This window comes from Luteimonas sp. A501 (genome assembly GCF_054052085.1).
This window is the reverse complement of the sequence record NZ_JBSVRI010000003.1, coordinates 208,413-222,122: the sequence shown is the minus strand read 5'-3', so window position 1 is coordinate 222,122 and position 13,710 is coordinate 208,413. Positions and strand designations below refer to the sequence as shown.

Annotated in this window: 15 protein-coding genes; 5 read left to right on the top strand and 10 right to left on the bottom strand. The window is 72.0% G+C overall.

Features of this window, described 5'->3' with window-relative positions; genetic code table 11:
* Window position 1 precedes the first annotated feature (1 nt).
* A complete protein-coding gene (locus tag ACW7G5_RS10660) occupies window positions 2-1,285 on the top strand; it encodes a cation:proton antiporter (RefSeq protein WP_457004340.1) in 1,284 nt (427 codons plus the stop codon).
* Between the two features lie 9 nt (window positions 1,286-1,294).
* Here ACW7G5_RS10660 and ACW7G5_RS10655 read toward each other — a convergent pair whose 3' ends face one another.
* The 10 genes from ACW7G5_RS10655 to ACW7G5_RS10610 all read right to left on the bottom strand — a co-directional run bounded on the left by ACW7G5_RS10655 (window position 1,295) and on the right by ACW7G5_RS10610 (window position 9,220).
* Window positions 1,295-1,789 (bottom strand): hypothetical protein, encoded by a 495-nt coding sequence (locus tag ACW7G5_RS10655; protein WP_457004338.1) that lies wholly within the window; start codon window positions 1,787-1,789, stop codon window positions 1,295-1,297.
* Window positions 1,790-1,877: 88 nt separating this feature from the next.
* Window positions 1,878-2,645 carry a 3-oxoacyl-ACP reductase FabG gene (fabG, locus tag ACW7G5_RS10650; protein WP_457004336.1) on the bottom strand — a complete coding sequence of 256 codons (768 nt, stop codon included), beginning with the start codon at window positions 2,643-2,645 and terminating at the stop codon, window positions 1,878-1,880.
* A gap of 7 nt (window positions 2,646-2,652) precedes the next feature.
* Window positions 2,653-3,099, bottom strand: a complete 447-nt coding sequence (locus ACW7G5_RS10645) for a phosphotransferase (RefSeq protein ID WP_457004334.1) — start codon at window positions 3,097-3,099, stop codon at window positions 2,653-2,655.
* Window positions 3,096-5,390, bottom strand: a complete 2,295-nt coding sequence (locus ACW7G5_RS10640) for an MMPL family transporter (protein WP_457004744.1) — start codon at window positions 5,388-5,390, stop codon at window positions 3,096-3,098. The genes ACW7G5_RS10645 and ACW7G5_RS10640 overlap by 4 nt, the downstream gene beginning before the upstream one ends.
* A 109-nt stretch (window positions 5,391-5,499) precedes the next feature.
* A complete protein-coding gene (locus ACW7G5_RS10635; RefSeq protein ID WP_457004742.1) occupies window positions 5,500-6,120 on the bottom strand; it encodes a LolA-related protein in 621 nt (206 codons plus the stop codon).
* The gene (locus ACW7G5_RS10630; protein ID WP_457004332.1) at window positions 6,068-7,138 is read right to left on the bottom strand and encodes an LpxL/LpxP family acyltransferase; all 1,071 of its coding nucleotides are present in this window, start codon (window positions 7,136-7,138) and stop codon (window positions 6,068-6,070) included. The genes ACW7G5_RS10635 and ACW7G5_RS10630 overlap by 53 nt, the downstream gene beginning before the upstream one ends.
* Window positions 7,135-7,413 carry a hypothetical protein gene (locus tag ACW7G5_RS10625; RefSeq protein WP_457004331.1) on the bottom strand — a complete coding sequence of 93 codons (279 nt, stop codon included), beginning with the start codon at window positions 7,411-7,413 and terminating at the stop codon, window positions 7,135-7,137. Before ACW7G5_RS10625 ends, ACW7G5_RS10630 begins: the two co-directional genes overlap by 4 nt.
* A gap of 18 nt (window positions 7,414-7,431) precedes the next feature.
* On the bottom strand, window positions 7,432-8,208 hold the full coding sequence (locus tag ACW7G5_RS10620; RefSeq protein WP_457004329.1) for a lysophospholipid acyltransferase family protein: 777 nt from the start codon (window positions 8,206-8,208) through the stop codon (window positions 7,432-7,434).
* 38 nt (window positions 8,209-8,246) lie between these two features.
* Window positions 8,247-8,930: a ketosynthase gene (locus ACW7G5_RS10615; RefSeq protein WP_457004327.1), complete on the bottom strand. Its 684-nt coding sequence runs from the start codon at window positions 8,928-8,930 to the stop codon at window positions 8,247-8,249.
* A 23-nt stretch (window positions 8,931-8,953) separates the two neighbouring features.
* On the bottom strand, window positions 8,954-9,220 hold the full coding sequence (locus ACW7G5_RS10610; RefSeq protein ID WP_343255523.1) for a phosphopantetheine-binding protein: 267 nt from the start codon (window positions 9,218-9,220) through the stop codon (window positions 8,954-8,956).
* A gap of 139 nt (window positions 9,221-9,359) precedes the next feature.
* Between ACW7G5_RS10610 and ACW7G5_RS10605 the strand changes: the two genes are divergently transcribed.
* The 4 genes from ACW7G5_RS10605 to hemB all read left to right on the top strand — a co-directional run bounded on the left by ACW7G5_RS10605 (window position 9,360) and on the right by hemB (window position 13,707).
* Entirely contained in the window at window positions 9,360-10,343 is a 984-nt protein-coding gene (locus ACW7G5_RS10605; protein ID WP_457004326.1) for a chorismate transformation enzyme, FkbO/Hyg5 family, read from the top strand.
* Between the two features lie 193 nt (window positions 10,344-10,536).
* Entirely contained in the window at window positions 10,537-10,971 is a 435-nt protein-coding gene (locus ACW7G5_RS10600) for a post-PEP-CTERM-1 domain-containing protein (protein ID WP_457004324.1), read from the top strand.
* Window positions 10,964-12,568, top strand: a complete 1,605-nt coding sequence (locus tag ACW7G5_RS10595) for a PA domain-containing protein (RefSeq protein ID WP_457004322.1) — start codon at window positions 10,964-10,966, stop codon at window positions 12,566-12,568. The genes ACW7G5_RS10600 and ACW7G5_RS10595 overlap by 8 nt, the downstream gene beginning before the upstream one ends.
* Before the next feature lie 149 nt (window positions 12,569-12,717).
* Complete coding sequence (hemB, locus tag ACW7G5_RS10590) at window positions 12,718-13,707, top strand: porphobilinogen synthase (RefSeq protein WP_457004320.1); 990 nt, start codon at window positions 12,718-12,720, stop codon at window positions 13,705-13,707.
* Window positions 13,708-13,710 lie beyond the last annotated feature (3 nt).

Genomic DNA, 13,710 nt, shown 5'->3' with positions numbered 1-13,710 from the left:
CATGCACCACAGCCCCCTCCTGCTGCAGCTCGTCATCATCCTGCTCACCGCCCGCGCCTGCGGCCTGCTGCTGCGCCACGTCGGCCAGCCGCCGGTCATCGGCGAGATGGCCGCCGGCCTGCTGCTGGGGCCGATCGTGTTCGGCGCCTGGTTCCCGGAACTCCACGCCGTGGTGTTCGCGCCGGAGTCGCTGCCGGGCCTCGCATCGCTGGCCGAGCTGGGACTCGTACTCTTCATGTTCATCGTCGGCGTCGAGCTGCGCGCTCCAGACGGCGTCCGGGCGCAGCTGAAGTCCGCCGGCCTGGTCGGCGTGGCCAGCGTGCTGGTTCCGATGGCGCTCGGCCTCGCGGTGTCGCCGCTGCTGCATCCCTACGCGCCCGCGGGCGTGGGCCTGCTGCCGTTCGGACTGTTCATGGCCGCGGCGATGTCGATCACCGCCTTCCCGATCCTGGCGCGCATCCTCAAGGAGCGCGGGATGACCCACACCCCCCTGGGACGGCTGGCCCTGGGCGGCGCCGCAATCGCCGACGTGCTGGCCTGGATCATGCTGGCGCTGGTGGTGGCCCTGGTCGGCGCCGGCGACGGCTACGGCGGCTTCATCCGCGCCACCGCGGGCCTTGCGATCGTGGCCGTGATCGTGTTCGTCCTGCTGCGGCCGCTCTATGCCTGGCTGCTGCGCACGCACGCCGCCGACGGCGTGCCTTCGCTGATGGTGCTGGCGGCGCTGCTGATCGGCGCGTTCGCCTGCGGCGCGGCCACCGACCGGCTGGGCGTGCACGCCGTCTTCGGGGCCTTCCTGTTCGGTGCCTGCCTGCCGCGGGACGATCGCCTGCTGAAGTCGCTGATCGAGCGCGTCGAGTACCTCGCGATCGTGGTCCTGATGCCGATCTTCTTCGCCCTTGCCGGGCTGGGCACCACCGCCGACGCATTCAGCGGCGCGGCGCTCGGCGCGATGCTTCTGATCCTGGCGGTGGCGGTCGTGGGCAAGGTCGCCGGCGGTGCGATCGGGGCACGCCTGTCAGGCCACGGCTGGCGCGAGAGCTTCGCGGTGGGTTCGCTGATGAACGCGCGCGCGCTGATGGAGCTGATCGTGATCAAGGTCGGCCTGGACGCGGGGATCATCGGACCGGACCTGTTCACCATGCTGCTGGTGATGGCGATCCTGACCACGGTGATGACCGGGCCGCTGGTGACCCTGTCACTGGGTCGGCGCGCGGCGCCGGCCGTGGTGGCCCCGGACCGCGCGGTGGCCGAGGCGCCCGCGCGGGCACGGCAGCGCGGCTGACGCCGCGGCTCAGTCGACCGGCTGCTGCACCGGCGGCGGCTGCACCGGCGGCGGCATCTGCTCGGGCGGCGGGTTGGGCAGGTAAATGGCCACGCCGCGGGCGTGCTTCTGCCGCGGACTGATGTTCACGCCGACGCCGCCACTGCTGAAGCTGCGGCTGCCGACGCGACCGGTCCCGGCGCCGACGCTGACCCCGCCGCCGCCGTAGCCGTCGGCCGTGCCCTGGAACAGGATGCCGTTGGCACCCAGCGACGCAGCTTCCTCGCGCAGCTTGCGCATCACCGAGTCGGCCTTGTTCTGCTCCCCGTAGGTGAAGGCGCCACTGGCGGTCTCGAGCAGGGCCACCTCTTCATAGGGGACGCCCGGCGCGCCGTGGTACACGCGCACAAGCGCCGGGTCGATCGGCGCACGCGGCGTGCCGGTGAGGATGTGCGACGAGGCGCAGCCTGCCAGGAACAACACGGCGCTGGCGGCGGCGATGCGGAACAAGCGGGCGGCGGTCATGGCATCACCTGGGTTGGATGGAGATGGATCATCTTCCCACCCGGGTGAATCCGCTGTCACTGCCGCCGGGATCGGCGTCCGGCCGCCTTCAGCCCATGCCGCCGTTGACGCCGATCACCTGGCCGGTGACGTAGGCGGAGGCGTCCGAACACAGGAAGCGCACCACCGCGGCGATCTCGTCCGGCGTCCCGGCGCGACCGGCGGGCACCATCTGCTTCACCACCTCGGGCGGGAATGCGGCTTCGGCCATGCGCCCTGCGACCACGCCCGGCGCCACCACGTTCACGGTGATGCCGCGGCTGGCCATCTCGCGCGCCAGCGATTTCGAAGCGCCGTGCAGCGCAGCCTTGGCCGCCGCGTAGTTCACCTGGCCCCGATTGCCGAGCACCGCCGCCACGCTCGACACGCTGACGATGCGCCCCCAGCGCGTGCGCGCCATCGGCAGCAGCAGCGGCTGGGTGACGTTGAAGAAGCCATGCAACGACACGTCGATCACTCGCCGCCACTGCTCCACGGACATGCCCGCCATGGGCGCGTCGTCGTGGATGCCGGCGTTGTTGACCACGATCTGCACCGGGCCGGATTCGAGCAGCGCGGCGGTGCCAGCGGCCGTGGCCTCGCCATCGGCGACGTCGAAGGCGACGGCTTCGGCGCTGCCGCCGGCGGCGAAGATGTCGGCCACCACCGCTTCGGCGCGCGCGCGGTTGCCGTTGGCGTGGACGATGACGTGGACGCCGTCGGCCGCCAGCTGGCGGCAGATCGCACCGCCGAGGTCGCCGCTGCCGCCGGTGACGAGCGCGCGGCGCGGGGTGGCTTGCGGCGGGGTGGTTTCCGGGGACGTGGCGTTCTGGTTCATGCGGCGATTATCCCGGCATCGACGCCGCATCCGCGAGCACCACCGCCGCGCGGCCTTCGGCGAGCAGCACGCCGGCGTGGTGGATGCGGAACGCGTACTGCTGGCTGGCCTCGCCTTCCATCAGCAGCTCGGCTTCGCCTTCGAGATCACCCGCCAAATCGTCGATCCGCGCCACGTGCAGGTCCACGCCGCGCAGCGCGACCAGCATGCCCGGGCGCACCGCGCCGCCGGAATCGCGCCCGCGCAGGCCGCCATGCACGGCCATCGCCTGGGCGCCGTATTCGCACAGGTGCACCGCGCGCAGCAGCCCGGCGCTGCGCAGCGGATGCGCCGGGTCGCGGTGGTTGCGGGCGCGCAGCGCGATGCGCGTGGCGTCCCAGGCCGTGACTTCGTCCCACAGGCACATCGCGCCCTGGTGCGGCACCAGCGACAGGATCTCCGCCCGGCTGATCATGTGTCGCCCTCCGCCGCGGGAGCGGCTGCCCCCGCGGGTCCAGGACCGGCGTCGTGGCGGGAGACGAGCAGCGCGAGCACGAAGTTCGAGACCACGCCGATCGCGACCGTGCTTCCGATCGCGCGCAGCACCGGGATCGACGACAGCGCGAGCAGGCTGAACACCAGCGCGGTCATCAGGCTGCAGACCAGCACCGCGTGCAGGGTGCGCAGCTGGTCCTCGCGGCGGTCGCCGGCGTGCTCGAAGAACAGGGCGTAGTCCAGGCCCAGGCCGGCGGCGAGGATCAGCGCCACCAGGTGGAACAGGTTGAGCTCGACGCCCAGGCCGCGCAGCACCGCCAGGATCACCAGGGTGGTCAGCGCCATCGGCAGCAGCACGCGCAGGACCCGTCCCGGGGCGCGCAGTGCGATCCACACCGTGGCCGCCAGCAGCAGTGCGGCCAGCGCCAGCGCGGCGAGCACGCGGCCGCGGTACTCGGCCACCAGCGATTCGGACGCGGCCTTCATGTCCAGCAGCTCGCCGCCGGCATCGGCCGCCGCCTGCGCCACGGCATCGACGTCGTTCAGCCCGCTGAGCGAGACCAGGGCGATCGTGCCGCCGTCGCCGTCGAGCAGGAGCCCCTGGACGGTGCTGGCGAGCGGCGTGCCGGCAAGGTCTCCGGGGCGCAGCGGCGGCGCGCCGCGCGCGCGCTCGACGTCGGCCAGGAAGGGGGCGAAGGCGTCTTCGCGGAAGGGCGTGCCGGCCAGGGCATCGGCAAGCGATGCGCGCAGCGCGGCAGGCGCCGGCAGGCCCTGCTGGCGCGCGCGCTGGGTGGCCGCGGACGGAAGGTAGCGCGCGGCGCTGTCGTAGCCGTCCAGGGCGCCCGCGGCGACCATCGCGTCCAGGCGCGGGTGCAGCGCCTCGGTCGCGGCCAGGGCGGCGTCGGCGTCGGCGCCGCGCAGCACCGCCACGTAGCGGACGTCCGGCGCGCCCAGCTCGGCGCGCAAGCGCGCGTCCAGCGCCATGCCTTCGGCGGGCACCGGGGTCAGCTTCGAAAGGTCGTTCTCCCAGAACGGCCCGCGCGCGCTGGCAAGCACCGCGACGCAGGCCAGCGCCAGCACCAGCAGCGACCAGCGCGGCCGCGGCAGGCGCCCGATGCCGCGCCACAGCGCCTGCAGCACCGGCGAGTCGGCCAGGTCGCGCGGCGCGGGATCGACCAGGGGCGGCAGCCCGAAGCGGGTGGCCAGCGCCGCCGCCGCCAGCGCGGAGATGGTGAACACCGCCAGCTGGCGCAGGCCGTCGACGCCGGAAAACAGGAAGGTGAGGTAGGCGATGCAGGTCGCGACCACGCCGGTCACCAGCGCCGGCCACAGCGCGCGCACGTTGTCGCGCGGGCTGATGCCGGCGCGCTGCTGGCTGAGGAAGTGGATCGGATAGTCCTGGACCACGCCGATCAGGGTGAAGCCGAAGGCGACGGTAATGCCGTGCACGGCCTCGAACACCAGCGCCACCGCGCCCAGCCCGGCCAGCCCCGCGGTGGCCAGCGGCAGCACGCCCAAAAGCGGTGCGCGCCAGCTGCGGTAGGCGACCAGCAACAGCAGGACCAGAGCGATGCTGTCGATGGTGCCGATCCACTGCGCCTCGCGCGCGGTGCGGCCGCCGATCTCGACCGAGAACGCGCCGGGGCCGGTCATGCGCAGCGCAGCGCCGCTGTCGCCCGCCACGTCGGCGAAGCCGGCGTAGACGGCGTCGTAGGCGCGTTGCTGCGCGCTGGGGTCGAAGCCCGCGGCGCCGGTCTGCGCGAGCAGCAGCGCCTCGCGGCCGGCGGCGTCGAACCAGACCCCGTGCAGACGCTGCGGCGCGGCCTTCGGCTGCCAGGCCTCGGCCAGGACCAGCATCTCCAACGTGGGATCGGCGGGCAGCAGCGGCTCCACGAGCGCTGCCATCGGCGAGCCCAGGTCCTGCAGGCGCTCGTCGAGCTGTTCGCCAAGGTAGGCGGCGTCCAGCGGCCGGCCGTCGAAGGTGGGCGAAAGCAGGTAGCGGTACGGACGCAGCGATTCCGGCACGGCGTCCAGGCCGGCGTCGGCGCCGTTGGTGACGAATTCGAAATCGGGACTGGCGGCCAGGGCGTCGGCCAGCGCCTGCGACTGCGCGGCCAGCAGCTCCGGCGGCGCGCCGGAAAGCGACACCAGCAGCAGTCGCGTCCCCGGCCCGTCGCCGAGCTCGTCGACCAGCAGGGCCTGGGCCGGCGTGCGCGGCTCGGGCATGAAGCGGCGCAGGTCGCCGCTGAGCTCAAGGTGCTGGCCGATCATCCAGCCCGCGACCAGCAGCGCCGCCAGCCACAGCAGCGCCAGCGCGGTGCGACGCGCGGAACTCAACGCGCCACCGCGGCGCGACCCGTCGGACCCGGACGCGCGGGACTCATTGCGCCGCAGCGCCGGGGTCGCGGCACAGCGCCTCGTAGGCGGCGCCGTCGCCGGCGGCAATGGCGGCGCGCGCGGCGCCCGCGAGCAGGCTGCGCTGCAGCTCGCCCTCGGCCGGGCGGGTCTCGATGCAGCGCAGCTCGGCGCCGCGGCCGTGCAGGGTGATGTCGCGGACGCTCGCGGCCAGCGCCGCGTCGCGCGGCACCAGCACCAGGGTCCAGTCCTCGCGGCTGCCGCGGGCGCTGATGCGGTAGTCGCGCTGCAGCGCGGCCGCATCGCCGGCCAGCAGCGCGCCGAAGCTGGCCTGCAGGCCGGCAAGCTCGGGCGCGCGCGACAGCGCGAACGTGCGCGGCCTGCGGTCGCCGCGGGCGATGGTCGCCTCGCCGCCGCGGATGGTGGTGGTCTCGGCATAGGGCACGCGGACGTCGCGCACCAGGGTGCTGTCGTCGGGGCGCGCGTATTCGCCCTCGATGCGCAGCGGCGCCTTCAGCATGGGCGAGCCGCGCACTTCGACGAAGGGCGTGCGCACCGGCGCCGGCCGCGCCAGGCGCTGCAGGATCCAGGCGCTATCGACCGCCGCCGGCTGCGCGGCCGACGGCAGCGCGATCGCCGCCAGCAGCAGTGCCGCCAGCGTCCACGCCGGCGTCCCGGGCGTGCGCTTCCGGGTCGGGGGATTCCCGCGTTCCGGCCCCTTGTCCGTCTTCGTGCGGCATACGGTGTTGCTGGCCTCGGCTGTGTTCAAGGTCACCCCAGAAGTCGTAGAAATTGAACCAGTTGAACGGTGCATCGTGGAGATGATGTTCAAGCCGGGCAGCGTAACGCTGGATAAGCACGGGCAGCGCCGCTGCGCGTTCGCGCCGCGGGATCGCGACGCCGTCGCTGAAATGCTCGAACATGAGATCGTAGCGCCTGCCGCCGCGATAGATGCCGAAGGCCAGCTGCACCGGCACCTGCAGCACCGCGGCCAGCAGCCACGGTGCCATCGGGAACCGGGCTTCGCTGCCGAGGAAGGCTGCGCCGATCGACGCCCCGCCGGGCTGCGTGCGGTCGACCAGCAGCGCCACCAGCGCGCCCTCGGCCGTGGCCTGCTGGATCTCGAACATGATCGCCGGACCGTCCTGGCCGGCGTCGATCACCGAGGCCGCGATATCCGGGTTCAGCGCATCCAGCAGCTGGGTGACCGCCGGGCTGTGGGCCTTGTCCAGCACCACCCGGATCTTCTGCTCCGGCCGCTGCCGGCCAAGCACGCGCAGCACCTCGAAGCTGCCCAGGTGGGAGCCGAACACCAGCACGCCCTGGCCGCGGTCGAGCGCGGCGTGCAGCGACTCCAGGCCGCTGACCCGGATGTCGAAGCGGCGCATGTCGCCGCCAAGCAGGAACACGCGATCAAGGATGGTGGCGGCGAAGGTGTGGATGTGGCGCGCGACATCCGCGAGTGTTGCCGGGCGCCCCAGCACGCGGCCGAGATAGGCACGCGAATCACGCCGCTCCTCGCCGCGGCGAAGAAGGAAGTAGCCCGTGATCGGATACAGCAGCAGCCGCGCCAGCGCGCGGCCGCCACACAGGCTGACCTTGCCCAGCAGCCATACCGCGAGCCGGCCGCCACCCTCGCGACGCTGCTTCCAGCTGCCGCTCATGCCCGCACCACCTCGCCCGAGGCGATCAGCGTGGTTTCGCGCAGCACGCGGAAGCGCCAGCGGGGTGCGTCACCGGCGAGCTCGACGCGCGCGACCTCGCCGGGAAGCAGCGGGCTGGCGAACTTCACCTGCGGCAGGCGCAGTGGGCCCAGCGGCCCGTGCGCGGCTTCGATCGCCGCCAGCACATGGTCGAGGACCACCACGCCCGGCACCAGCGCACGGCCGGGGAAGTGCCCCGGCAGGCAGGGATGATCGTGTGCGACAACGAACTCCATCGGGTCGTGCACGGTGCCTCAGGATGCCTGGCGCAGCAGCGCGACCACCGAGGCGTGGGCCGCTTCGGCCAGCGCCTGGCGGGCCGTCGCGCTGGAGCCGTTGCCTGCGGTCGGCAGCGGCGTGCCGAAACGGACCCGGATCACCCCCGGCCGCGCGCGGAAGCCGTCGGGCGGCAACACCGCGCCGGCACCCTCGATCGCCACCGGCAGCACCTCCACGCCGGCGTCGATCGCCGACTGGAACGCACCGCCCTTGAATGGCGCCACCGCGCCGCAGCGGCTGCGCGTGCCCTCGGGGAACAGGCACAGCGTGTGGCCGTCGCGCAGCAGCGCCGCGGCCTCGCGGCGCAGGCGCGGCCCGGCGCGCGGATTGTCGCGCTCGATGAACAGCATGCCGCAGGCGCGCGCGTACCAGCCCACGAACGGCACCCGGGCCATCTCCTGCTTGAGCAGGAAGCGCAGCGGCACCGGCACCGCGCGGAACAGCGCGCAAACGTCGATGATCGACTGGTGGTTGGACACCAGCAGGCGCGGCTGCGACCAGTCGATGCGCTCGGCGCCTTCCACTTCCAGGCGCGCGGCGGTCCCGGCGAGGAGTACGGGCGCCCAGCAGCGCGCGGCCATGCGCAGCGCCCGGTCGCGGCGGCGGGTAATGAGCAGCGCCAGCAGCGACAGGCTGATCAGGCCTGAGGTCCATGCCAGCATGAAGACGAAGCCCGCTGCGTTGTGGACGCCCCAGGCCAGTCGTTGCAGGGCCGGTTCGGCCACTTCCATGTTGTCGACGCGCTGCTGCATCGGCAAAGCATACCCAAAGGGCGCGGCCAACCCCCTGTTCAGCGCAGGAAATCTCGCCAGAATGCCGGCCCCAGCCCCGCCATCTGCCGGAGGAAGTGGACGAAGCTGCCGTGGTGCCCTGGAAGGCGATGCTTGCGCCAGGCAAACTCGATGGCGGAGAACCCGCCAAGCAGACCATAGTTGAGGATGTTTGCGAACAGCGACCACTGCTCGCGGGTGATGCTGACCGGCGCTGGCAGGCCGAGGCTGGACAGCAGGCCGCCGGGTTGGGCGACCATCGCCAACGCCAGGTTGGCCGTGCCCAGCAGCAGCAGGACGCCCGCCCAGGCCGCGGTCAGCCGGCGGCTGTAGGCGAGCAGCCCGGGTGCCAGCGTGTCCGGGGTGCTGCCATCGACGGCGGCGACGATGCGCGTGATCAGCGCACCGCGCGGCGACCACAGGCTGCGGGCGAACAGCCACGCGATCACGCCGACGAAGACCACCGGCGCCACCAGTAGCGGCAGCCCGGCGTGGCCCGATCGGTACAGGAGGTGGCAGGCGGCGACCGCCAGCGGCAGCGCGGCCCAGGCCCAGGCGCGGCGCGCGGCCAGGCCCGCGGCAAGCATCATCACCACCAGCGAGAGCAGGGCGGCATACGCGTAGCGGTCATCCAGGGTGGCGCTGGCCAGGTGCGCAAGCACCGCGTAGGCCACCGCCATCGCGACCGCGAGGGCCAGGCCCATGGCCGGCACCGGGCGCGCCGGCGTCAGGCGCGGTTGGCTTCGACGTGCGCCGACAGCGCGCGCAGCGAGGCGAAGATCCGGAGATTCTCCTCGCTGTCCGAACGCAGCTGGAAGCCATAGCGCTTGCCCACCGCCAGCGCCAGCTCCAGCGCGTCGATCGAATCCAGTCCCAGGCCGGCGTTGAACAGCGGCGCTTCGGGGTCGATCGAACCGGGCTCGACGTCATCGAGGCTCAATGCTTCGACCAGGAGTTCGGCAAGTTCGCGTTCGGCTGGGGACTGTGTGGACATGCTGCGGCTTCCGTTGCGGCTATCATCTTGCCCCCGATGATCGCATGGCCACGCGCGCCGCGAAATGCACAACCCCGCAGAAGACACACACACCGGCTCCCGGACCACGGTCCGCCGTGACGCCCCCGCAATCGCCGGCATGCCCCGGCTCTCGATCGAGTACGTCGATGCACCGGACCCGTCGCCCCTGCTGGGCTGCGACGACGTGCTGGCGGTTTTCGGCTTCGGTGGCGCGGCGCCGGCCACGCACGATGATCCGCGCTACCTGCGGGTGCCGCTGGAGCCCCACGGCACCACGGGTTTCGAAGTCTGGCGCGGCAGCGCGCCGGTGATCCGCGGCCGTGACGATGGCGTGCGCTGGGCCAGCGATGGCCAGCTGCTGTTCGGCGTGGTCGAGGTTCCGGAGCGCGAGGGCGATATCCAGGGCGCCGCACGGCACGCCTATGCGCGGCTGGCGGCCTTCACCACCGGCAGCCGCACCCCGCACCTGCTGCGCGTGTGGAACTACGTCGACGCGATCACCCTGGGCAGCGGCGACGACGAGCGCTACCGCGCCTTCTGCGTCGGCCGCGCCCACGGGCTGGGCGATTTCGATGTGCGCACGCTGCCGGCGGCCACCGCCATCGGCCGCTGCGACGGCGAGCGCGTGGTGCAGGTGTACTGGCTGGCCTCGGCGGCGCCGGGCACGCCGGTGGAGAATCCGCGCCAGGTCAGCGCCTACCGCTACCCGCGCCAGTACGGCCCGCAGGCGCCAAGCTTCGCGCGCGCGATGCTGCCCCCGGCCGGCAGCGCCATGCCACTGCTGCTGTCGGGCACCGCGGCGGTGGTCGGCCATGCGTCGATGCACGACGGCGAGCTGCTGGCCCAGCTCGAGGAAACCTTCGCCAACTTCGATGCGCTTGTCGGCGCGGCGCGGCGCCACGACCCGTCACTGCCAGCGCGCTTTGGCGCCGGCACGCGGCTCAAGGTCTACGTGCGTGACGCCCACGACCTGCCGCTGGTGGCCGTAGCGCTGGATCGACGCTTCGGCGACGCCGTGCCGCGGCTGCTGCTGCACGCGGCCATCTGCCGCCAGGAACTTGCGGTGGAAATCGATGGCGTGCATGGCGCCCCGGCGGCCTGAGCGCCGGAACGACCATTCGCACCCGTTTTGTTGCAGTGCATGATTGAGTGAAATCCGGACACAGCGCATATTCGGGGCGGGCCACGCGACACGGCCTGCACACCTTCGCATTGACCACGAAGGCACCGTTCGGGGGGAACGGTGGCTCAGGCCACGATTTTCCCGGGTGCCTCGACTCCGAGGATTGACTCCGATGAAACGCACCACCTTGCTGTTGCTGGCCGGCTTGTCCGCCGGCTTCGCCGCGCACGCGGCCGAACCGGCCACTGCCGACGCACCTGCCACCGGCTCCTATGCCGGCGTCACCGTCGCCATCGATCCCGCCACCGGCCGCCTGCGCGCCCCGACCGCAGCCGAACAGGCCGAACTGCGCGCCGCCGCCGTGGCCAACTCGCGCCTGCGCACCGCCGACCGCATGTCGATCGCGAAGCCGGGCCCGAAGACCCGCGCCGAAGCCGAGCGCACGATGAAGCGCCACCGCGACGGCCGCGTCAGCATGCAGGTGTCCGAGGACATGATGTCCTACATGACCGCCACCCAGCTCGAGGACGGTTCGATCGTCATCGGCCACGGCGATGCCAACGGCCATGCCGCACCCGCGACCACCGTGGAGTCCGCCCGTGAATAAGACGATCCTTGCCTGCGCACTCGCGGCCGCCTCGACCTTCGCCATCGGCGCAGCCAGCGCCGCGACCATCATCCCGGTCAACATGAACGCGCCGGGCGTCGGCCTCAACGACCCCACCCCGGCAACGCCGGTCGGCAACAACCCCGGCACCACCGTCGGCGAGCAGCGCCAGATCGCCTACCAGTTCGCCGCCGACCTCTGGGGCGCCGTGCTGGAGAGCGAGGAGGACATCCGCGTCCAGGCCCAGTTCACCGCACTCGCCTGCACCGCCACCGGCGGCGTGCTCGGCTCGGCCGGCGCACGCTTCATCCAGCGCGACTTCGATGGCGCCGTGCCCGGCACCTGGTACGGCGAAGCACTGGCCAACTCGATCACCGGCGTCGACCTGTCGGAGGGCGAGGACGAGATCAGCAGCAACTTCAACGCCAACCTGGGCTCGCCCGGCTGCATGGACACTTCGGGCTGGTACTACGGCCTGGACGGCAACACCCCGGCGGGGATGATCAACTTCCTCGACGTGGTGATGCACGAAATCGGCCACGGCCTGAACTTCCAGGGCTTCTACAGCCTCGCCAGCGGCGCCCCGCAGAGCGGCTACCCGGACATCTATTCGAGCTTCGTGTTCGACAACGTCTCGGGACTGAACTGGATCGACATGACCGACGCCCAGCGCCGGACGGCGGCAATCGGCGGCGGCCTGGCCTGGACCGGTGCCAACGTCACCGCCCAGGTGCCGATGGCGCTGGCACCGAAGATCGCGCTCACCGGCGGTGGCACCGTCAGCGGCGAGTTCCTGTTCGGCACGGCGGAGTTCGGCCCCGAGGCCACTCCGGCCAACTTCAACGGCGAGCTGGTGCTCGTCGATGACGGCAGCGCCGACCCGAGCTTTGGCTGCGAGGCTTCGCCTGCTGGTGCCTATGCCGGCAAGATCGCCGTGGTCGACCGCGGTACCTGCGCGTTCGAGATCAAAGCGAAGATGGCCGAGGATGCCGGTGCGATCGCGGTCGTGGTCGCCAACAACGTCGCCGGCGTGATCCAGATGGCCGAAGACGCCACCGTGAACGCCACCGTACCCACGCTCAGCGTTTCGCTGGCCGACGCCAACCTGCTGAAGGCCGGCATTCCGGGTGCGACACTGGGCATGGAGCTGGTCGAGGGCAGCTTCGCCGGCACCGACGACTCCAGTCGTGCGCTGATGTACTCGCCGGCCGTTCTGGCCCAGGGTTCCACGTTCTCGCACTTCGACGTCAGCCACTCCCCGAACGCGCTGATGGAGCCGTCGATCAACCAGGACCTGGACGGGTCCCTGCGCGTGGATCTGACGCCTGCGCTGTACGCGGACCTCGGCTGGGGCCTGAACGACAGCACCGCCAAGACCCGTGGTGGCCGCTGCGATACCGGCGTGCCGGTGCTCGACGCCGACGTCCCGGGCCTGATCGGTGGTGCCAAGCTGCAGGCCGCCGACGCCCTTTGCCGCTCCACGGTGAAGGCCAGGACCGGCGTGGCGGCATGCCTCGCGCCGTTCATCGCCTCGCTGCGCTCCGTTGATGCGATCCCGGCGAGCGCGGAGGCCTCGCTGCGCAAGTGCTCGCTTTAACTGTAAAGCGGTAACGCAAGCCAAGGCCGGCGCCCCCTGGGGGCGCCGGCTTTTTAATGGCTTGATCCGAGGACGATCAGCCAGGTTTCGCCGTCGGCGTCGCTGCCTGCCTGCCTGCCAAGCGCATCCCCGCGACGTAGAATGGCCGCATGGCCTACCCAGACACCCGCTACAGGCGCATGCGCCGCGACGCATTCTCGCGCCGGCTGATGCGCGAGCACACCCTCACCGTCGACGACCTGATCTATCCCGTGTTCGTGCACGAGCCCGACGGCCGCGCCGTCGTGCCTTCGATGCCCGGCGTTGAGCGCCTTTCGATCGACGAACTGCTGCGCGAAGCGGATCAGGCCTGCGAACTCGGCGTGCCCGCGCTGGCACTGTTCCCGGTCACCGCGCCAGAGGCCAAGTCGCTCGACGCCGCCGCGGCCTGGGACGACCAGGGCCTCTGCCAGCGCGCCGTACGTGCGCTGAAGTCGCGCTTCCCGGAGCTCGGCGTGATCACCGACGTCGCGCTCGATCCCTACACCAGCCATGGCCAGGACGGCATCGTCGACGCCACCGGCTACGTGCAGAACGACATCACCGTCGAGGCGCTGGTGAAACAGGCGCTGTCGCACGCCCGCGCCGGCGCCGACGTGGTCGCGCCCAGCGACATGATGGATGGCCGCATTGGCGCGATCCGCATGGCGCTGGAAGAGGACGGCCACGTGCACGCGCGCATCCTCGCCTACGCGGCCAAATATGCCTCCGCGTTCTACGGTCCGTTCCGCGATGCGGTCGGCTCGGCATCGGCGCTGGGCAAGGCCGACAAGCGCACCTACCAGATGGACCCCGGCAACATCGACGAAGCCCTGCGCGAAGTCGCCGCCGACCTCGACGAGGGCGCCGACATGGTGATGGTGAAGCCGGGCATGCCCTACCTGGACGTGGTGCGCCGGGTGAAGGACGCCTTCGGAGTGCCGACCTTCGCCTACCAGGTCAGCGGCGAGTACGCGATGTTGAAGGCCGCCGCCGCCAACGGCTGGCTGGACGAACGCGAGTGCGTGCTCGAGTCGCTGCTCGGCTTCAAGCGCGCCGGCGCAGACGGCGTGCTGACCTACTTCGCGCTCGACGCCGCGCGCTGGCTGCGCGAAGGCTGAGCC